The sequence below is a fragment of the Enterobacter cloacae complex sp. 2024EL-00214 genome (assembly GCF_043945575.1).
Lineage (GTDB): Bacteria > Pseudomonadota > Gammaproteobacteria > Enterobacterales > Enterobacteriaceae > Enterobacter > Enterobacter cloacae_P.
On the sequence record NZ_JBIMRC010000019.1, the window covers coordinates 59,283 to 78,288 of the forward strand.

The following is a 19,006-nucleotide window of genomic DNA, read 5'->3' on the forward strand; positions in this document are numbered from 1 at the left end:
ACGACATAAGGGGCTTGTATAGCGCCTGATTTATCCGTAAGTGCTTCGCCTGACTGCCATAATTAATGATCTTCTCGTGGTGCTGTTTTTTCTGTTACCTTGAAGTGTTTACAAAATGTTAATAATTCAGGGGCTGGATATGACGCGTAAAGACGGGCTGCTGGCGCTGCTGGTGGTCGTGGTATGGGGACTGAATTTTGTGGTCATCAAGGTGGGGTTGCACAATATGCCTCCGCTGATGTTGGCCGGTTTACGGTTCTTGCTGGTGGCGTTCCCGGCACTCTTTTTTGTCTCCCGCCCGAATATCCCGTTTAAATGGTTGCTTGGCTACGGCCTGACCATCAGTTTCGGTCAGTTTGCGTTTCTGTTTTGCGCCATCAAGTTCGGTATGCCTGCCGGTCTGGCCTCGCTGGTGTTACAGGCGCAGGCGTTCTTTACCATTATTCTCGGGGCATTTGTCTTTGGTGAGCGGTTGCAGGGCAAACAGCTGGCCGGGATTACGCTTGCGGTGTTTGGCGTGCTGGTGCTGGTTGAAGCCAGCCTGAATGGGCAGCATGTGGCGTTGCTGGGCTTTATGCTGACGCTGGCGGCAGGGCTGAGCTGGGCATGTGGGAACATCTTCAACAAACTGATTATGCAGCATGAGGCGCGTCCGGCGGTGATGTCGCTGGTGGTCTGGAGTGCGTTAATCCCCATCGTGCCGTTTATGGCTGCATCGCTTATCCTGGATGGGCCAGATGTCATGCTGAATAGCCTGGTTAACATCGACCTTACCACCATTTTGTCGCTTATCTATCTGGCGTTTGTGGCTACCATTATTGGTTATGGAATTTGGGGTTCGCTGCTGGGGCGCTATGAAACCTGGCGCGTTGCGCCGCTCTCCCTGCTGGTACCGGTCGTCGGGCTGGCGAGTGCGGCCGTTCTGCTGGATGAAAAACTGAGTGTACTGCAGTTGCTGGGAGCGGTACTGATCATGGCCGGGCTGTATATCAACGTTTTTGGTTTGCGCATGCGTCGGGCGATGCGGGTGAAAGGATAAGGCAGAAAAAAGCCCCACATCGGCGGGGCAAAAAGTGAATCAGAGGCTGTGTTGATTATAATACGGCACGCCCAATTCGTCGGATTTGTCGCTGCCTGAACCCATGTGGTTGAAATCAAACGGCGACTGGTCATGTGCAGACGGCAGGATCATCGCGTCACGATTGTTTTGCTGCGTTGCTCTGGGTGTTTGCTCCGCGAAGGCCTGGCTGGAAAATAGCGCCAGCAAGGCGAGGGCGGCGGAGGCGGTAACGTTCATGAGTTCCTCGGTACGTCTTTAAAGGCGTTGTTTAGCTACAGTGTTTTAACGGATACAGATAACGGGATTCGCCCGGCATGCTGGTGATACGGTACTTATGAGGCGGCACATCGAAATAGTTCTTGAACGTACGCGTCAGGGTTTGTTGCGACTCAAACCCGTACCGCTCCGCCAGATAAAGGATCGGTTCATTGCTTTCTTTCAGTTTCTGGGCAATTTCCGTCAGCTTACGGCTGCGAATATATTGACCTAATGAATGGCCGGTCTCTTTTTTGAACATCCGTTGCAGGTGCCATTTTGAGTAACCTGAACGCTCTGATACTTTTTCAAGGGAGAGCGGCGATTCCAGGTTATCTTCGATCCAGTCCAAAATGCTATGAATGGTGATAGCGTCAGTATTGCGTCTGGACATCGTCATACCTCTTTTTCTGTTTACGGCAGTATTTTCTTAAGCAAAAGCTCAAGCGTTGCCACTTCATCTGCCGTTAAGTTTTTTGTGAGTTCCTGGTGCAGTGTTTGTCCTACTAATTGATGACATTGCTCACACATGGCTGCGCCGTCGCGGGTCAGTTTCACCAGAACACCGCGTTTGTCATTCGGGTTAGGGCTTCGTTCAATCCATCCTTTACAGACGAGACGATCCAGCATGCGGGTTAACGCACCGAGATCGACAGAGAGCACCTTTTTCAGCTCAACCGGTGTGATACACGCTTCGCAGCGGATGGAACACAGCACTTTGAACTGTGTTGCGGTGATATCCAGCGGTGACAGGTAGTCATTGAGCAGGCGATCTTTTTTTTGATTGACCATGTGAATAAGACGACCCAGTGGAATTATGTCGTTAAAGAGATCACTGGTGCTTTTCACGATGATTGCCCTGGCAAGTAGTTTAGTTACGGCAGATATTATTGCTCAGGCAAGTATAAGTCAACTGAATGAATTGGCCGATGCCACGAATTGCTAAAACGTTTCATGCACTTCATTTTGTTGCTTTCAAATCATAAAGATAACGAAGCGTTATCGTTTAGGCGTGAAATAATCATTGTTTTGTACCGATGGCTGAAATGTACGGTTTACCCCTATAATTGCGGTGTTGAATACGGATAAGGACGACGACGCATTATGTTGGAATTGATTAAAGCAATAGGTCTTGGGCTGGTGGTGCTGTTGCCGTTGGCTAACCCATTAACGACGGTTGCGCTCTTTCTGGGGCTGGCAGGGAATATGAACAGCGCGGAGCGTAATCATCAGTCGATGATGGCCTCCGTGTATGTTTTTGCCATCATGATGGTGGCGTATTACGCCGGGCAGCTGGTGATGAATACCTTCGGAATTTCGATTCCTGGCCTGCGTATCGCCGGGGGGCTGATTGTCGCCTTTATCGGTTTTCGCATGCTGTTCCCTGCGCAAAAGGCCCATGAATCGCCGGAAGCGAAAAGTAAATCCGAAGAGCTGGAAAGTGAACCGACTGCGAATATTGCCTTTGTACCGTTAGCCATGCCGAGCACGGCGGGGCCAGGGACGATAGCGATGATTATCAGTTCCGCGTCAACGGTACGCGATGGCTCGACGTTCCCGGACTGGGTTGTGACCGTGGCACCGCCGATCATCTTCGCCCTGATCGGTATTATCGTGTGGGCATCATTGCGCAGTTCAGGGGCCATTATGCGCTGGGTAGGCAAAGGTGGGATTGAAGCCATCTCTCGTCTGATGGGCTTCCTGCTGGTCTGTATGGGCGTGCAGTTTATTATTAACGGTGTGCTGGAAATTATTAAAACCTACCACTAAAACAGTGCCCGGCGGCGCGATGCGTGTACGGGCTATTAACGGAATAACAGGTGGTCAGACAATGCAGGAGATTGATTTTTATCTGGTTGATGCGTTTAGCTCAACCTCGTTTGGCGGAAACCCGGCGGCAGTTTGCCCGCTGAAGGCGTGGCTGCCGGATGAGACATTACTCAGGATGGCGCAACAGCATAATCAGTCGGAAACCGCGTTTTTTGTCTGCAGCCACGGCGGCATTGAATTACGCTGGTTTACCACGCTCACCGAAGTCAATCTCTGCGGCCACGCCACGCTTGCTGCCGCATATGTCCTGTTCAATGAACTGAATTACCCGGATCCCCGGATCCACTTTGATACCGCTTCCGGCAGGCTTACCGTCAGTCGTGAGGGGGACTGGATGACGCTGGATTTCCCGGCCTGTCCGACGCAGGAACAAATCCCGCCACCGGAGATGCTTTCTGCACTGGGTATCCGTCACTATGTTGAAGCCCGTAAAGGGCGTGCCTGGGTAGTGGTACTGGAAAACCGCCAGCAGGTTGAGGCCATCACGCCGAACATTTCGGCGATGACGCCCGGTGAACATAAGGTTGCCGTTACGGCGCGTGGAGACGGGGACTATGATTTTGTCAGTCGCTTTTTCTCACCGGGTGTTGCCGTCTGGGAAGATCCGGTCACCGGCTCCGCGCACACGATGTTGATCCCTTACTGGAGCGAAAAACTGGGGAAAACGGCGATGTTCGCCCGTCAGGTGTCAGCCCGTGGGGGAGACGTGCGTTGCGAGCTGAAGGGGAGCCGCGTTCTGATGAGTGGGCAGGCATCACTTTATTTGAAAGGCACAGTATTTCTGCGCTAAATACTTATAACAACAGAGGAAGAGACTATGCAGGAAATTGACTTTTATCTGGTAGATGCCTTCAGCGACAGAGCGTTTGGCGGTAACGCTGCGGCGGTGTGTCCGCTGGAAGAGTGGCTGCCGGATGAAACATTGCTCAAAATGGCGCAACAGCATAACCAGTCGGAAACGGCGTTTTTTGTTCGTACGGACAGCGGGTTTGAGCTGCGCTGGTTCACCACTCTGGGTGAAATTAATCTGTGCGGCCATGCAACGCTGGCAACGTCCCATGTCATCTTCGAATATCTTGATTACCCGCATACCGAAATCACTTTTTCAACACGCTTCGTGGGCGATTTGACGGTAAAACGCAGTGGCGACTGGCTGACGCTGAATTTCCCGGCGTGGTCGACGGAGGCGGTCGACAATCCACCGGCGTTGCTGTTTAGCGCGCTGGGGATCAGTGAAGCCAAAGAGGTTCGCGTCGGGCGGGATTACATGGTGGTGCTGGAAAGTCAGCAGCAGGTGGAAGCGTTAACCCCGGATATCGCGGCGATGCTGCCGCTGGATAAAATGGTCTGCATCACGGCACCGGGTGAGCAGTACGATTTTGTCAGCCGTTTCTTCTGCCCGGGTGAAGGGGTACCGGAAGATCCGGTGACGGGATCGGCACACAGCATGTTGATTCCCTACTGGGGTGAAAAACTGGGCAAAACGCAGATGAATGCCCGCCAGGTGTCAGCCCGTGGCGGGGATTTACGCTGTGAGCTGAAGGGCGACCGCGTGCTGATTGGCGGACAGGCTACGTTGTATCTGAAAGGGCGTATCTTTCTGCGCTAACGGATATCGGCGTGTGGGAGGCTCCAGGTGCTCCCACACATTCGCCGTGATGCCATGCTCAGGCCCGTCACGGCAGGCGGGCAATGTTATTTTTAATCACGTCAACCGAGTGGCGGAATTTGACCCGTTCCTCTTCCGCCAGTTGTAACTCGATAATTTGCTGAACCCCGCCTTGTGCCAGCACGGCGGGCACGCCGATGGCCACGCCATCAACGCCGTATTCACCGTCCAGGATGCAGGAAATGGCCAGCGCACGGTGGCTGCCGGTAAAGATATTACGGCAAATCTCCGCGATGGTTCCTGCGATGCCGTATTCGGTGCAGCCTTTACGGTTGTAGATTTCAAACCCCAGCTTGCGCACTTTCTCAGCCAGCGCTTCCCGATCCAGCGCCTGCCCGGTATGCCGCAGGTACACTTCACCAATGGGTGAACCGTACACCGACGAATGCGACCACACCGGGAACTGGGTATCACCATGTTCACCGAGGATAAAGGCATCGATGCTCTGCGCACCGATGTCCAGCACCTGTGCCAGCGTGCGGCGCAGACGGGTGGTGTCCAGCCAGACGCCGGTACCAATGACCTGGTGACGTGGCAGACCAGAGAGTTTCCACACCTGCCAGGTGATGATGTCGCACGGGTTGGTGGCTATCAGAAAAATGCCCTTAAATCCGTTCTCCATCATTTGTGGCACAATGCTTTTGACAATACGCGCCGTGTTGGTCAGTTCATCCAGTCGGGTTTGCCCGGGTTTTAGCGCACCGCCTGATACGGTAATGACCGCGATATCCACATCGGCACACTCACTGACCTCGCGGGTTGAAATGGTCATCATGCCCGGCATATACGCGGCTGCGTCGCTGAGATCCTGCGCATGGCCTTCTGCGCGTTCGCGGTTGAGATCGACAAGGAGGATCTCTTCACAAATATTTTGATTCAGCAGGGCGTAAGCCGCAGATGCGCCAACGTTGCCTGCGCCAATGATCATCACTTTACGGGCTTTGGTATTCATCGTTATTCCATGAGGTTTACGGCCAACGCCAACAAAATTACTGCCGGGCGCGGTTGCGCGCAACTGATGACGGAAAGCATAAGTTAATACTATGAAGCGCTGTGACATGGCTGCACGATGTTGACGACCCGTTAAGCCCGTTTATGGAGAAGGCACCGGGTGAAGACGTTCGTTTAGCAGCGCGATAAAAGCTTCAAGTTGACGGGTCATTGCCCCGCGACGCCATACCAGCCAGGTGGTCAGCCAGCGCCAGTTTTCTGCCAGTGGCCAGGCTTCAACCTGGTGATGACCGGGCATACTTTCCAGCATGGAACGTGGCATCAGCGCAATGCCTGCGCCAGCAATGACGCAGGCCAGCATCCCGTGATACGACTCCATTTCGTGAATGCGCCCGGGCGTTGCCCGGTCTGCATGAAACCAGCTCTCCAGATGTCGGCGATAAGAACAGTTGGCGCGAAAGGCATACACATCGCTGCCGCTCACCTGCATGGCCCGCGTCACGTTCGCGTGCCCGGCGGGTGTGACCAGCATCATCTCTTCCCGGTAGACCGGCATTCCTTCCAGTTCCGGGTGCGACAGCGGTCCGTCGACAAATGCAGCGCTTAAGGTTCCCTCCAGTACGCCGTCGATCATCGTCCCGGATGGGCCGGTTGAGAGAGCGAACTGAATACGCGGATAGCGCTGGTTAAACTGCGCCAGACTTTCAGGAATGCGCACGGCGGCGGTACTCTCCAGTGCGCCGAGGGCGAATAACCCCTGAGGTTCATCTCCGGCAACGACCATCCGCGCCTCGTCAACCAGCGCCAGGATCTGCTTGCTGTAGCGCAGGAAGTTGTGCCCGGCTGGCGATAAACGCAGGCGCTGGTTCTCGCGAATAAACAGCTCCACGCCGAGATCGGCTTCAAGCTGGCGGATGCGGGTCGTCAGGTTTGACGGAACACGATGCACTTTTTGCGCGGCCTGGGTGATGCTGCCGGTGAGCGCAACGGCGTTAAACATTTCAAGCTGAGTTAAGTCCATAGCATTCTCGATTCGTGAATAAGGTGGTTAGTATTATTCATTTTTAAGAAATAGCAGAGTGCGCCACAATGAATCAACTGTTATTGCGTGGAGATAACCATGACATATTCCTCTGTTACACATGCTCTGTCTGTTAACCCGGCGACGGGCGTTACGCTGGCCGCTTATCCGTGGGCGACTGCCGAAGAAGTTGAACGCGCGGTTGCGCAGGCCGATGCCGGTTTTCGTCAGTGGCGAAATGAAAGCGTTTCGTACCGGGCGCAGAAACTGCGCGATCTCGGTGCAGCGCTACGTAACCGCGCAGAAGAGATGGCGCAGGAGATGTCCCGTGAGATGGGCAAACCTGTTCTGCAGGCGCGTGCGGAAGTGACGAAATCTGCCAGCCTGTGCGACTGGTATGCCGAACACGGCCCGGCGATGCTGCACGCAGAAGCAACCCTGGTGGAAAACCACAATGCGGTCATCGAGTACCGACCGCTGGGGCCAATTCTGGCGGTCATGCCGTGGAACTTCCCGCTCTGGCAGGTGCTGCGTGGTGCAGTACCCATTCTACTGGCCGGGAACAGCTATCTGCTCAAGCATGCACCAAACGTTCTCGGCTCGGCGGAACTTATCGCGCAGGTTTTTGCGGATGCGGGTTTCCCGCAAGGCGTCTTTGGCTGGGTTAATGCGACAAACGAGGGTGTCAGTCAGGCGATTAACGATCGCCGTATTGCTGCGGTTACCGTGACCGGCAGCGTGCGTGCCGGGGCGGCAATTGGTGCGCAGGCGGGCGCAGCGCTGAAAAAATGCGTGCTGGAACTGGGCGGTTCCGATCCCTTTATCGTTCTGAACGATGCCTCTCTGGAGCTGGCCGTGAAAGCGGCAGTGGCCGGGCGTTACCAGAACACCGGGCAAGTGTGCGCGGCAGCAAAACGTTTCATCGTAGAAGAGGGGATTGCTGATGCCTTCACCCAGCGTTTTGTCGCGGCGGTTGCGGCGCTGAAAATGGGCGAACCCGATCGGGAAGAGAACTATATTGGCCCTATGGCACGTTTTGACCTGCGTGATGAGCTGCATCAGCAGGTGCAGGCCACGCTGGCGGAAGGGGCGACGTTGCTGTTGGGTGGAGAGAAAATTGCCGGTGACGGTAACTATTACGCACCAACCGTGCTGGGTAATGTCACCCCTGATATGACGGCATTTCGTCAGGAGCTGTTTGGCCCGGTGGCGGCCATTACGGTTGCCAGAGATGCAGAGCATGCGTTGCAGCTGGCTAATGATAGTGACTTTGGCCTTTCTGCCACGGTCTTTACTGCGGATACAACGCTTGCGGAGAAATTCTCCCGCGAACTGGAGTGCGGCGGGGTGTTTATCAATGGCTATAGCGCCAGCGATGCGCGGGTGGCTTTTGGTGGCGTGAAGAAGAGCGGCTTTGGTCGTGAACTTTCTCACTTCGGTTTGCACGAATTCTGTAATGTGCAGACGGTGTGGAAAGACCGGGTGTAATTCTCCACCTGGCGGTGCTGCACTTACACGGGCCGACGGTTTTGTCGGCCGGGTAAAATGAAGTCACCACCCGGTAAAGAAGGCCTTCAACACGAAGGCCTTTGTCATTTTTATGCAATGGTTCTGTCATTTTCGTTTCGTAGACTCGCTCGCGTCTAACGTATTGTTACAGAAGAAAATTATGAACCTAACGCAAATTTTTTGCCGTATTGCGCAGCGTATCATCCCACGTCAGTTTGGTCTGCTGGTCGGTATTTTTTGTATTATTGGACTTTTCTCCGCACTGCAACTTTCCTCCTCATTTTTGCTGACCGGCTCCCTGAAAGAAGCTCAACGCAATGAACAACATAATCAACTGGCCTATCAGCAGCAGGGCAAGCTGGATTTGGCGCGTGTTTCCCTGCTGGCGGCCAGCGATTTGCTAAACCGCTCCGGTGTTTATTTTATGCAGGATAAAGAGACCGGCTCTGAGGGGAGCTGGCATAGCCTGATGGACGAGGCGCAAAAAGCCCTGGATGCCTCTCAGCAAGCGTGGAATGCCTGGCTGGCTCTCCATCCACCGAAAGACGATGCGCTGGTAAATAGTTATCAGCTTTTCTACGATGCCATTAAAGAGCAGGCGGAAGGGCTTACCAAAAACAACTCCATTGACACCTTTTTTGCCGTACCCGCTCAGGCCTTTCAGACTGACTTTAACGACAACTATGCGCGGTATCAGCAGCTCAGCGAGAAGCAGGCAATAAAAGGGCGACAGTCGTTACTGGAACAGCTTTCAGGTCTGCAAACGTTATTCCTGTTTGCACCGGTTGTGCTGCTGGCAATTGCCATTATGGTCTGGTTCGGGATGGCAAAATGGGTGATTACACCGCTGCGTCGGTTGATTGCACATATTAACCTGCTGGCTGCAGGCGATCTCTCCGCTACGCCGCCAGGGGTGATGCGCTTTAACCGGGAAATTGGGCAGCTCAGCGCCAGTATTACCACCATGCAGCACGGGTTACAGCAGCTGGTGACGCAGGTCAGCGATGCCACGACCTCGATGGTCGAGAATATTGGTTCTCTCGCGCAGGGTAATCAAAAACTGTATCAGCAGTCGGCACGGCAGGCGAAAGAGCTGGAAGAGGTCACGGCACATATTGCGTCGCTGGAAACCCACGTTGAGGGCAATACCGGTTATGCGAAGCTTGCCAGTTCGCGCGCAGATGAAGCCCGCCAGGCTGCGGCGGGCGGTGACCAGATGATGTCTACCGTGAATGCCTCCATGCAGGCGATCGTTGACCGATCCTCAGAGATGCGTGGGATCGTGGCGATGATCGACAGCGTGGCATTTCAGACCAACATTCTGGCGCTGAATGCGGCAATTGAAGCGGCACACGCGGGGAGCCAGGGGCGCGGGTTTGCCGTCGTCGCCCGGGAAGTCGGTCTGCTTGCCAGAAAGAGCAGTCATTCGACACAGACCATTCAGGAGCTGATTAACCATTCCCTGCAGGGTATTGAAGACGGTTCAAAAGCGGTTAATCGCCTGGAGGATAACCTGCAACAGGTGACCGGGCTGGTGGGTAATTTAAGCAGTTTGCTGAATGATATCTCAACGGCCACCCTGAGCCAGGGCGAGAGCATTCATCAGATGACGCGCCAGCTCCAGGCGTTAAATCAGGTGTCCCGTCAGACCGATGCGCTGGTTTCTGACGCGTCGGATGCGTCTGAACGTCTGCATAAAGAGTCCGATCTTTTGTTGCAGGCTGTTTCGCGTTTTCGCCTTACCGCCTGACGCAACATATAAGCATCTGTTATACTCGCAGCCCGTTTTAGCCTGAGGGCAAGGAGCAAAGTGTGGCTGCGGTCATCCATAATGAGATGCTGGACGAGATTCTGGCGCAGGTTCGTCCATTACTCGGAAAAGGGAAGGTTGCCGACTATATTCCGGCCCTGGCCTCTGTCAGCGGTAATAAGCTGGGCATTGCCATCTGTACGGTAGACGGGCAGCGTTACCAGGCCGGTGACGCGACCGAACGTTTTTCTATTCAGTCCATTTCGAAAGTGCTGAGTCTGGTTGCGGCGATGCGCCAGTATCAGGAAGACGAGATCTGGCTGCGCGTGGGCAAAGATCCCTCCGGTCAGCCATTTAACTCGCTGCTTCAGCTCGAAATGGAGCAGGGTAAACCGCGTAACCCCTTTATCAATGCCGGGGCGCTGGTGGTGTGCGATATGCTGCAAAGCCGTCTCAGCGCTCCTCGTCAGAGAATGCTCGAAATTGTGCGCCAGCTTTCGGGCGTTGCGGATATTGCTTACGATACCGTTGTGGCTCGCTCGGAATTTGAACATTCTGCCCGCAATGCGGCCATCGCGTGGCTGATGAAATCTTTTGGCAATTTCCATAACGATGTCGCGACCGTGTTGCAAAACTACTTCCATTACTGCGCGCTGAAAATGAGCTGTGTTGAACTGGCGCAGACCTTTTTGTTCCTGGCGCATCAGGGGTATGCTCCGCATCTCGGTCAGGAAGTCGTCTCTCCCCTGCAGGCTCGCCAGGTGAATGCCCTGATGGCAACCAGCGGGATGTATCAGAACGCCGGGGAGTTTGCCTGGCGCGTTGGCCTGCCCGCCAAATCGGGCGTCGGTGGTGGAGTGGTTGCGATTGTGCCGCATGAAATGGCGATTGCCGTCTGGAGCCCGGAGCTGGATGAAACGGGAAATTCGCTGGCCGGTGTGACGGTGCTGGAGCAACTGACCCAGCGTCTGGGACGCTCCGTCTACTGATGTCGGCTCTGGAAGCGCTATTTTCCCGCCTGGCACGCTCGACCTTTCGCTCGCGGTTTCGCTTAGGGCACAAGGAACGGCAATACTGCTGGGATAAAGGGGCGGAAACCATTGACCAGCACGCCGCCGATTTTATTGCTCAGCGTCTTGCTCCTGCGCATCCGGCGAATGACGGGAAACAGACACCGATGCGCGGTCACCCGGTATTTATCGCCCAGCATGCCACCGCCACCTGCTGTCGTGGCTGTCTGGCTAAATGGCACAATATCCCGCAGGGCGTCCCGCTCAGTGCACAGCAACAGCATTACATCGTTGGGGTGATCCATCACTGGCTGGTGCTGCAAATGAACACCCAAAATTGATGAGTTATGATCCTGTTGTCAATGTGTTATATATGCATGCTAAATTACGTACATTCACGCTGATGACCGCAAATAATTACCATAAGTAATTATATGGATTGATATTTAATGCGTTCTGCTATCTCTGCCATCAAGCTTTTCCAGCCAGAAAGTCCGCTACGGAATGCGGCGGGTATTTTTCTCCTCACCACCTTGTTTTATTTTGTCGGTGCTGAATTACGGCTGGTGGAAGCGCTGTCTCTCTTCTGGCCGCTGAATGGCGTGATGGCCGGGGTATTTGCCCGTTATGCTTATCTGAATCGTCTGCATTACTATGCCACGTCGTATGTCGCCATGCTGATGTACGACGCGGTCACCACCAGTTGGGGAATAGCCTCGCTGGTCATTAATCTGTCAAATATGGTCTTCATCGTCACTGTCGCGCTACTGGTTTTGCGTGACAAGCGGCGAATGGAAAAGCCCGATCCCCTTAACGCGCTGCGTCTGTTTAATTACTGCCTGATGGCGGCATTGCTGTGTGCGTTGCTGGGGGCGCTGGGCTCGGTGGGTATTGATAACCACACCTTCTGGCCCCTGTTTGCCGACTGGTTTGGCGAGCAGTTCTCGACCGGGGTACTGATTGTGCCGTGTATGCTGACGGTGAGGATGCCCGTGCGGCAAATTACGCTACACCTGGAGCGCCTCTTGCCGATTGCGGCGCTGATTATTTCGGTGGCGGCATCAGTCGTGATTGGCGGGGCGGGGAGCCTGGCATTCCCTCTGCCCGCGCTCATCTGGTGTGCGGTGCGTTATTCCTTGCCTGCGACCTGCCTGTTGACGTTTGTCACCGGGGCCACGGAGATCATCCTGGTTGCTAATTCCATTATTAATATTGCCGTGGCCACGCCTTTGTCGACACCGATGATGTTCTCTGCGCGTCTTGGGATCGCCACAATGGCCATTTGCCCGGTGATGGTGTCCGTGAGTGTGGCGGCAATAAATTCGCTGATCCGCCAGGTTTCATTGCGGGCGGATTATGACTTTCTGACCCATGTCTATTCGCGCTCAGGGCTTTATGAAGCGCTGAAACAGGAAGAATCACACAGGTTTTCCCGTTTTTTGACCGTAATGTTGCTGGATATCGACTATTTTAAAAGTATCAACGATAACTACGGGCATGAGTGTGGCGATCGCGTGCTGGCGGTTTTTGCCCAACAGGTTCAGCAGGTTGTCGGTGAGGACGGGCTGGTGGCACGAATGGGGGGCGAAGAGTTTGCCGTAGTCGTGAACACCGGAGATGCGCAGCACGGCTTTGAACTGGCTGAACGCATCAGAGTCACAATAGCAAATCATCCGTTTATCTGGCGGCAGCAAACGTTGTTTCTGACGGTCAGTATTGGTCTGGGGAGCGGGAAGTCGGAATTCTGGCAACTGACGGAAGTCTTTAACAGGCTGATGGCGGAAGCGGATGATTATCTCTACCGTTCGAAAAAAGCAGGGCGGAATTGTACCCGTGCCCGTTTGCCTGACGAACAAATTGTTGTGACTACCGAAACTGAAACGTAGCGGTGTAAACGTAACCACTTCAGGCTGGGCGCGGTATGGCTGTTAAAAATCAGCAAATAAATTCCTTGCTACGTATTTTTAAGCTCAATAAGATACCGGAAGAAATATATCGGAAAAATCGCAGCATGAATGGAACTGACAAACTCTGTAAAACCCCTCGCGTACCAGGAAGCCGGTTTGTCAAACGTATGTATCTGATGCGTATTCTTGGTACGTTTCTTTGCTTTATCCCCATCCTTTCCGTGTTAATTGAACATCAGCGTTCAGTCTGGTTAATGATTCTGCTGGGTATGAATGCGTTTATCTGGCCGACACTGGCCTGGTATCGTTCGCGAAATTCAGCGCTTCCGCTGGTGACAGAACATCAAAACCTGGTGCTGGACGCCGGGGCCGGTGGTTTCTGGATCGCCATGATGGCGGTGGATCCTCTGCCGTCGGTGGTGATTGCCACAATACTGCTTGCCGACCGCCTTTCCGCAGGGGGTTTTACGTTGATGAAAAAGGCGGCTGTCACGATGTTTGTCACCTTTTTTGCCAGCTGGCTGACGCAGGGAATGGCGGTGGATATGATTGTCTCTCAACGTACGATGTTCGCCACGTTACCCCTGATCACCATTTATCTTATTGCTCTGAGCGTGTTAACGGACAGCATTGCGCTGCGTCTGCGGGTCAAGAGCCGCGAGCTTGAACGGATCGCGATGATGGATCCGCTGCTGGATATCGCTAACCGTCGTCTGCTGGAAAAGCGTATTGACCATGAACTCAAGAAACTTCGCCAGACGTGCCGTGAATCGGCCTTAATGTTTATCGATATCGACAACTTCAAATACGTTAACGATCGTTTTGGTCATAAAGTGGGGGATACAATGCTGGCGGCCGTGTCGCAAATTTTGCATCTGGCAACGCGCCCGACGGATACACCTGCGCGTCTGGGAGGCGATGAGTTTGTGATCCTGTTGCCCAATACCACGATTGAAGAGGCTCATGTCGTCGCAACGCGCATTATGGACGCGGTTGCGGTGATGGAAGATGTGGCGCAGGAGACTGTGCATTGTACGCTCAGTATTGGTATTGCCTGTGCCACGCGTGAAATGGGAAGCGTAACTGACTGGCTGCAGGCGGCTGACAACGCCCTGTACCGCGCCAAGCGGGATGGCAAGAACAGAATATTCGCACACTGACAATGTCTCTGTTTAAGCTACGCTTTTAAGAAAGCTATGCGTCTGGAGGCGTTATGAAATCACCTGTAATTCCTGTGAACGAAGCGAAACGCCTGCTCGCGCTACGCGAATCCGGGCTGTTGGATATTGACGTTTCCCCGACGTTAGACAGGCTGACGCGTCTGGCAAAACGCTTCTTTCAGGTTCCGCTGGTCATGATCAATGTTATTGATGAACATGCGCTGATCGTAAAGTCAGCTGACGGTGAAACCCCCGATGTCATTCCCCGCAACATCTCATTTTGTGGGCATACGATCCTGAGCGATGCGCCGCTGGTAGTGGGCGATATGCAACAGGATGCCCGTTTTTCTGATAACCCGCTGGTGGCTGGAAAACCGGGCGTCAAATTTTATGCCGGTATTCCGCTGCGTTTGCGCGATGGCATGCGTGTGGGGTCAATGTGCCTCATTGATTATGCCCCTCGTGAATTTTCTGCGGCCGATTTGTCGGTGCTGGCTGACCTTAGTGCGCTGGCTGAAGATGCATTTGCTGCAATCAGTGCGGTTACAACGGATGAACTGACCGGGTTGTCTAATCGTCGCGGTTTTAACCAGTTTGCCCGGTTTACCCTCTCCGTGGCCAAACGCCGGGCCGAGCCTCTAACCCTGTGCTGGCTGGATCTGGACCGCTTCAAAGAAATTAACGACCGCTACGGGCAGGAAGAAGGCGACAACGCCCTGAAAGCGATGGCCCAGCTGATGCGTTCCTCCTTCCGTGAGGCTGACCTGCTGGTGCGCTTCGGTGGCGATACATTTGCCGTGCTGTTTGCCGATACGGATGAGCAGGGAGCCTGGATTGCCATGCAGTATCTGATTGAACAGGTAGAAGCATACAACGCGCAAAAGCTGCATCCGTGGTCGTTACGGTTTTCATGGGGATTGAGTGAATTCAATCATAACGACAATGACCTGTCACAGTGGCTAAAAGATGCCGAAGAAAAAATGCATGATATGAAACGCCAGCACCACCCTGCAGGGTGACATAGTAAAAGCCTATGGCAGATATGATTGCGTTACAAAAATGTTAAATGCAAAGTGAGGGAATTCAACGTAAGGAACATCAATGAATACCTCACTGCAAATCAAAAACCTCACCCGGGAAGATATTCTCACTCACATTGATGCACTCGCCGCCATTCTCGAAAACTGTGTAAACGGCGGTGCATCTGTCAGTTTTATGTTGCCCTTTAGCCCGGAGAAAGCCCGTACATTCTGGCGCGGCATTGCCGAGCGTGTAGGGAGTCATGAGCGCTCCGTGCTGGCCTGCATCGATCCGCAGGACGGCGTTATTGGCACAGTGCAGTTGATCACCGAACAGCCGGAAAACCAGCCGCACCGTGCGGATGTGGCAAAACTGCTGGTGCATGAAAAAGCACGACGCAAAGGCGTGGCAATGGCGCTTATGAAAGCGCTAGAAGCCCTGGCCAGAGCCCAGGGTATCTCTGTGCTGGTGCTGGATACCTCTACCGGAAGCGGTGCGGAGGGGTTCTACCAGCGTGCCGGCTGGCAAAAAGTGGGGGAGATCCCCTGTTACGCACTGATGCCAGATGGCGAGATGACAGCAACGTCTGTGTTCTACAAGCTCTTATGATTATTTTTCACAATGATGTCATGAGTTGATCAAAACAGGGGTTCTGGTCGTACAGTTTTGATAAGTTATTACACCAATACCATCAAGATGTATGACCAATAATAAAGGATCTCATTGTGAACACTCTTAACCGTCGTGATTTCCCCGGTGCTCTCTACCCTGAACGTATCATTCAGTTTGGTGAGGGCAATTTCCTGCGAGCGTTTATAGACTGGCAAATCGACCTGTTAAACCAACATACCGATCTTAACGCCGGTGTGGTGGTTGTGCGCCCCATTCAGAGCGACTTTCCGCCGTCGCTGAACGCGCAGGACGGGCTCTACACCACCATCATCCGTGGCCTGAACGAGAAGGGTGAAGCGGTCAGCGATGCGCGTCTTATCCGCTCCGTTAACCGTGAAATCAGCGTCTACAGCCAATACGACGAGTTCCTGAAACTGGCTCACAACCCGGATATGCGCTTTGTTTTCTCGAACACCACGGAAGCGGGTATTAGCTATTATGCAGATGACGCTTTTGATGATGCACCCGCGGTGAGCTACCCGGCGAAACTGACGCGACTGTTGTTTGAGCGCTTCAGTCATTTCAACGGTGCAACGGATAAAGGCTGGGTAATCATTCCGTGTGAACTGATTGACTACAACGGTGATGCACTGCGCGAGCTGGTGCTACGTTATGCGCAGGAGTGGGCGTTACCCGCGGCATTTACCCGGTGGCTGAACGACGCCAACAGCTTCTGTTCGACGCTGGTTGACCGTATTGTGACCGGTTATCCGCGTGATGAAGTGGCTGAACTGGAAACCGCATTGGGTTATCACGATGGGTTCCTTGATACCGCCGAGCACTTCTACCTGTTTGTTATTCAGGGTCCAAAATCCCTTGCCAGTGAACTGCGTCTGGATAAATACCCGCTGAACGTGCTGATTGTCGATGACATCAAACCCTATAAAGAACGCAAAGTGGCCATTCTGAACGGGGCGCACACGGCGCTGGTACCCGTGGCATTCCAGGCGGGTCTGGATACGGTGGGGGAAGCAATGAGCGATGCAGACGTTTGCGCATTTGTGGAAAAAGCCATTTACCAGGAAATTATTCCGGTGCTGGATCTGCCGCGTGACGAGCTGGAGTCTTTTGCCCGCGCGGTAACCGGTCGTTTCTGTAATCCGTACATCAAGCACCAGTTGCTGTCGATTGCCCTGAACGGGATGACCAAATACCGCACACGTATTCTGCCGCAGTTGCTGGCTGGGCAGAAGGCGACCGGTAAATTGCCGGCACGCCTGACGTTTGCTCTGGCTGCGCTAATCGCGTTTTATCGCGGTGAGCGCAACGGTGAAAGCTATCCGGTGCAGGATGACGCGCACTGGCTGGAGCGTTATCAACAGCTGTGGACGCAACATCATGATAAGCAGATCAGCACCAGTGAACTGGTGAGGTCGGTACTGAGCGTGAGCGAGCACTGGGAACACGATCTAACCCAGGTTAACGGATTGGTAGAACACGTTACGCTGGATCTTGATGCCATTCTGCATCAGGGCATGCGTGAAGCGGTTAAACCGCTCTGCTAACGTTCATTTGAGAGTGAGGGGGAAACCTGCGCCGGATTTCCCCTCTGCATTAATCTGTTTGCGCAGTGATTAGTTACAACATACTAACTACTGCGTTTTTAAAAACAACCTGCAACACCGTGCGCGTTACGCCAGCCAGGTCAGGAAATGCAATATCCTATTAACATGCTTGCAACCGTGAAGGGGATCACGTTTAATAGCCGCGCTCTTTACTTTCCTGAAGCTGACTATGATCGTTCGTCCTCAACAGCACTGGCTACAACTCATTTTTGTCTGGCACGGTTCCGTATTACCCAAAATCTATACCCGGCTACTGCTTAACTTCCTGCTTTCCATCGCCGTGATCGTGATGTTGCCGTGGTATACCTCGTTAGGTATCAAATTTACCGTCGCACCGTTTAGTATTCTTGGCGTGGCTATCGCGATTTTTCTTGGCTTCAAAAACAACGCCTGCTATTCGCGCTATGTCGAGGCTCGCCAGCTTTGGGGGCAACTGATGATAGCGGCGCGTTCGCTGTTTCGCGAGGTAAAAAATACGTTACCCGACGATCCGCATCTGGGGGAGTTTGTCCGTCTGCAAATTGCCTTTGCGCACTGTCTGCGCATGACGCTTCGCCGTCAGCCCCAGGCCGACCGGCTTTCCGGTTATCTTTCAGCCGCGCAGTTACGCAAGGTAATGGAGGCCAACTCTCCGGCAAACCGCATTTTGCTGATCATGGGGGAGTGGCTGGCGGTAAGACGTCGCGAAGGCCAGCTGTCCGATATTTTGTTCCACAGCCTGAATAATCGTCTGAATGACATGTCAGCTGTGCTTTCCGGCTGCGAGCGTATCGCCACAACACCGGTACCATTTGCCTACACGCTGATCCTGCACCGCACGGTGTATTTGTTCTGCATCATGCTGCCGTTTGCGCTGGTTGTTGACCTGCACTACATGACGCCGTTCGTCTCTGCGTTGATTTCGTATACTTTTATTTCGCTCGATACGCTGGCAGAAGAGCTGGAAGATCCGTTTGGTACAGAAGATAACGATCTGCCGCTGGACGCCATCTGTAACGCAATGGAACGCGATCTGTTACAGATGAACGATGAAGATGCGATACCTGAGCGACTTATGCCGGATAAGCATTATCAGCTGACATAACGGGCGTTCCACTCTTCACGGGTGATCTCCCAGAGCCCGGAATCCAGCAGTCCGCTCACGTACGCTTTCTTTTCCGTCCTGATGAGCCGCATGCCGCTACTGGCTGAAATACGCTGTGAGCGGCTGTTGGCTACCGCTTTCGGGGCGCGCAACACCGGTTTATTCAGCGTATTAAACCAGTAGTCCGTTGCCGCAATGCTGGCCTCACGCATATATCCCTGCCCCTGAAACTCGGGGGCCAGCCAGAATCCACGGTTGTTATCTTCCACATCGTACAGGCAGATAATCCCCATCAGCACTTCCGGGGCTTCACGCCGCCGGATGCTCCAGAACCAGGCAATACCTTTTGCCATATCCGGCAGTGCAACATTGTTAACGTAATTCTCTGCGCCATTTTCCGGGTAGGGCCAGGGCACGGAGGAGACCATATAGCGGACGATTTCCCAGCGTGGATAGAGTTTCTGGATCTGGACTGCATCTTCAGCAACCAGCGGTTGCAGCAATAAACGTTCTGTCGTTAGTGCAGGTATCGTCATCCGTGGT

20 protein-coding genes are annotated in these 19,006 nt (G+C 53.7%); 14 read left to right on the forward strand and 6 right to left on the reverse strand.

What is annotated here, in order from left to right:
- Nucleotides 1–139 precede the first annotated feature (139 nt).
- Entirely contained in the window at nucleotides 140–1,039 is a 900-nt protein-coding gene (gene eamA, locus ACHHZ6_RS18935; RefSeq protein ID WP_196391286.1) for an O-acetylserine/cysteine exporter, read from the forward strand.
- 39 nt (nucleotides 1,040–1,078) lie between these two features.
- Here eamA and marB read toward each other — a convergent pair whose 3' ends face one another.
- The 3 genes from marB to marR are packed head-to-tail and all read right to left on the reverse strand — an operon-like array spanning nucleotide 1,079 to nucleotide 2,164.
- Nucleotides 1,079–1,297 (reverse strand): multiple antibiotic resistance protein MarB, encoded by a 219-nt coding sequence (gene marB, locus ACHHZ6_RS18940; protein ID WP_395122870.1) that lies wholly within the window; start codon nucleotides 1,295–1,297, stop codon nucleotides 1,079–1,081.
- A 31-nt stretch (nucleotides 1,298–1,328) separates the two neighbouring features.
- Nucleotides 1,329–1,709 carry an MDR efflux pump AcrAB transcriptional activator MarA gene (gene marA / locus ACHHZ6_RS18945; protein WP_001303241.1) on the reverse strand — a complete coding sequence of 127 codons (381 nt, stop codon included), beginning with the start codon at nucleotides 1,707–1,709 and terminating at the stop codon, nucleotides 1,329–1,331.
- A gap of 20 nt (nucleotides 1,710–1,729) precedes the next feature.
- On the reverse strand, nucleotides 1,730–2,164 hold the full coding sequence (gene marR, locus ACHHZ6_RS18950) for a multiple antibiotic resistance transcriptional regulator MarR (protein WP_182271395.1): 435 nt from the start codon (nucleotides 2,162–2,164) through the stop codon (nucleotides 1,730–1,732).
- A gap of 255 nt (nucleotides 2,165–2,419) precedes the next feature.
- On the opposite strand from marR, the gene ACHHZ6_RS18955 reads away from it, so the two are divergent.
- The 3 genes from ACHHZ6_RS18955 to ACHHZ6_RS18965 all read left to right on the forward strand — a co-directional run bounded on the left by ACHHZ6_RS18955 (nucleotide 2,420) and on the right by ACHHZ6_RS18965 (nucleotide 4,754).
- Nucleotides 2,420–3,085, forward strand: coding sequence for a MarC family NAAT transporter (locus ACHHZ6_RS18955; protein WP_182918334.1), 666 nt, complete (start codon nucleotides 2,420–2,422; stop codon nucleotides 3,083–3,085).
- Nucleotides 3,086–3,146: 61 nt separating this feature from the next.
- On the forward strand, nucleotides 3,147–3,935 hold the full coding sequence (locus tag ACHHZ6_RS18960; RefSeq protein WP_395122871.1) for a PhzF family phenazine biosynthesis protein: 789 nt from the start codon (nucleotides 3,147–3,149) through the stop codon (nucleotides 3,933–3,935).
- Nucleotides 3,936–3,962: 27 nt separating this feature from the next.
- Nucleotides 3,963–4,754 (forward strand): PhzF family phenazine biosynthesis protein, encoded by a 792-nt coding sequence (locus ACHHZ6_RS18965; protein WP_395122872.1) that lies wholly within the window; start codon nucleotides 3,963–3,965, stop codon nucleotides 4,752–4,754.
- A 67-nt stretch (nucleotides 4,755–4,821) separates the two neighbouring features.
- Here ACHHZ6_RS18965 and ACHHZ6_RS18970 read toward each other — a convergent pair whose 3' ends face one another.
- Together ACHHZ6_RS18970 and ACHHZ6_RS18975 are read right to left on the reverse strand one after the other, a co-directional pair.
- Nucleotides 4,822–5,766, reverse strand: a complete 945-nt coding sequence (locus tag ACHHZ6_RS18970) for an L-lactate dehydrogenase (RefSeq protein ID WP_182918337.1) — start codon at nucleotides 5,764–5,766, stop codon at nucleotides 4,822–4,824.
- A gap of 141 nt (nucleotides 5,767–5,907) precedes the next feature.
- Nucleotides 5,908–6,786, reverse strand: coding sequence for a LysR family transcriptional regulator (locus ACHHZ6_RS18975; protein ID WP_182271400.1), 879 nt, complete (start codon nucleotides 6,784–6,786; stop codon nucleotides 5,908–5,910).
- 99 nt (nucleotides 6,787–6,885) lie between these two features.
- On the opposite strand from ACHHZ6_RS18975, the gene sad reads away from it, so the two are divergent.
- The 10 genes from sad to ACHHZ6_RS19025 all read left to right on the forward strand — a co-directional run bounded on the left by sad (nucleotide 6,886) and on the right by ACHHZ6_RS19025 (nucleotide 18,463).
- Nucleotides 6,886–8,274 (forward strand): succinate-semialdehyde dehydrogenase, encoded by a 1,389-nt coding sequence (gene sad / locus ACHHZ6_RS18980; RefSeq protein ID WP_182271401.1) that lies wholly within the window; start codon nucleotides 6,886–6,888, stop codon nucleotides 8,272–8,274.
- Nucleotides 8,275–8,455: 181 nt separating this feature from the next.
- A complete protein-coding gene (locus ACHHZ6_RS18985) occupies nucleotides 8,456–10,045 on the forward strand; it encodes a methyl-accepting chemotaxis protein (protein WP_395122873.1) in 1,590 nt (529 codons plus the stop codon).
- Nucleotides 10,046–10,107: 62 nt separating this feature from the next.
- Complete coding sequence (glsB, locus tag ACHHZ6_RS18990) at nucleotides 10,108–11,034, forward strand: glutaminase B (protein ID WP_182271403.1); 927 nt, start codon at nucleotides 10,108–10,110, stop codon at nucleotides 11,032–11,034.
- On the forward strand, nucleotides 11,034–11,396 hold the full coding sequence (locus ACHHZ6_RS18995; RefSeq protein ID WP_182918339.1) for a DUF4186 domain-containing protein: 363 nt from the start codon (nucleotides 11,034–11,036) through the stop codon (nucleotides 11,394–11,396). Before glsB ends, ACHHZ6_RS18995 begins: the two co-directional genes overlap by 1 nt.
- 108 nt (nucleotides 11,397–11,504) lie before the next feature.
- Complete coding sequence (locus tag ACHHZ6_RS19000) at nucleotides 11,505–12,941, forward strand: GGDEF domain-containing protein (RefSeq protein WP_395122874.1); 1,437 nt, start codon at nucleotides 11,505–11,507, stop codon at nucleotides 12,939–12,941.
- 188 nt (nucleotides 12,942–13,129) lie between these two features.
- Nucleotides 13,130–14,122, forward strand: coding sequence for a diguanylate cyclase (locus tag ACHHZ6_RS19005; protein WP_395122883.1), 993 nt, complete (start codon nucleotides 13,130–13,132; stop codon nucleotides 14,120–14,122).
- 53 nt (nucleotides 14,123–14,175) lie between these two features.
- The gene (locus ACHHZ6_RS19010; RefSeq protein WP_196391291.1) at nucleotides 14,176–15,141 is read left to right on the forward strand and encodes a sensor domain-containing diguanylate cyclase; all 966 of its coding nucleotides are present in this window, start codon (nucleotides 14,176–14,178) and stop codon (nucleotides 15,139–15,141) included.
- Nucleotides 15,142–15,223: 82 nt separating this feature from the next.
- Entirely contained in the window at nucleotides 15,224–15,751 is a 528-nt protein-coding gene (locus ACHHZ6_RS19015; protein WP_196391292.1) for a GNAT family N-acetyltransferase, read from the forward strand.
- 116 nt (nucleotides 15,752–15,867) lie between these two features.
- Entirely contained in the window at nucleotides 15,868–17,319 is a 1,452-nt protein-coding gene (locus ACHHZ6_RS19020) for a tagaturonate reductase (RefSeq protein WP_395122875.1), read from the forward strand.
- Nucleotides 17,320–17,548: 229 nt separating this feature from the next.
- Nucleotides 17,549–18,463, forward strand: coding sequence for a bestrophin family protein (locus ACHHZ6_RS19025; RefSeq protein WP_182271409.1), 915 nt, complete (start codon nucleotides 17,549–17,551; stop codon nucleotides 18,461–18,463).
- On the opposite strand, the gene ACHHZ6_RS19030 is transcribed toward ACHHZ6_RS19025, so the two are convergent.
- On the reverse strand, nucleotides 18,451–18,999 hold the full coding sequence (locus ACHHZ6_RS19030; protein WP_182271410.1) for a GNAT family N-acetyltransferase: 549 nt from the start codon (nucleotides 18,997–18,999) through the stop codon (nucleotides 18,451–18,453). The two genes, ACHHZ6_RS19025 and ACHHZ6_RS19030, sit on opposite strands and share 13 nt — an antisense overlap.
- Nucleotides 19,000–19,006 lie beyond the last annotated feature (7 nt).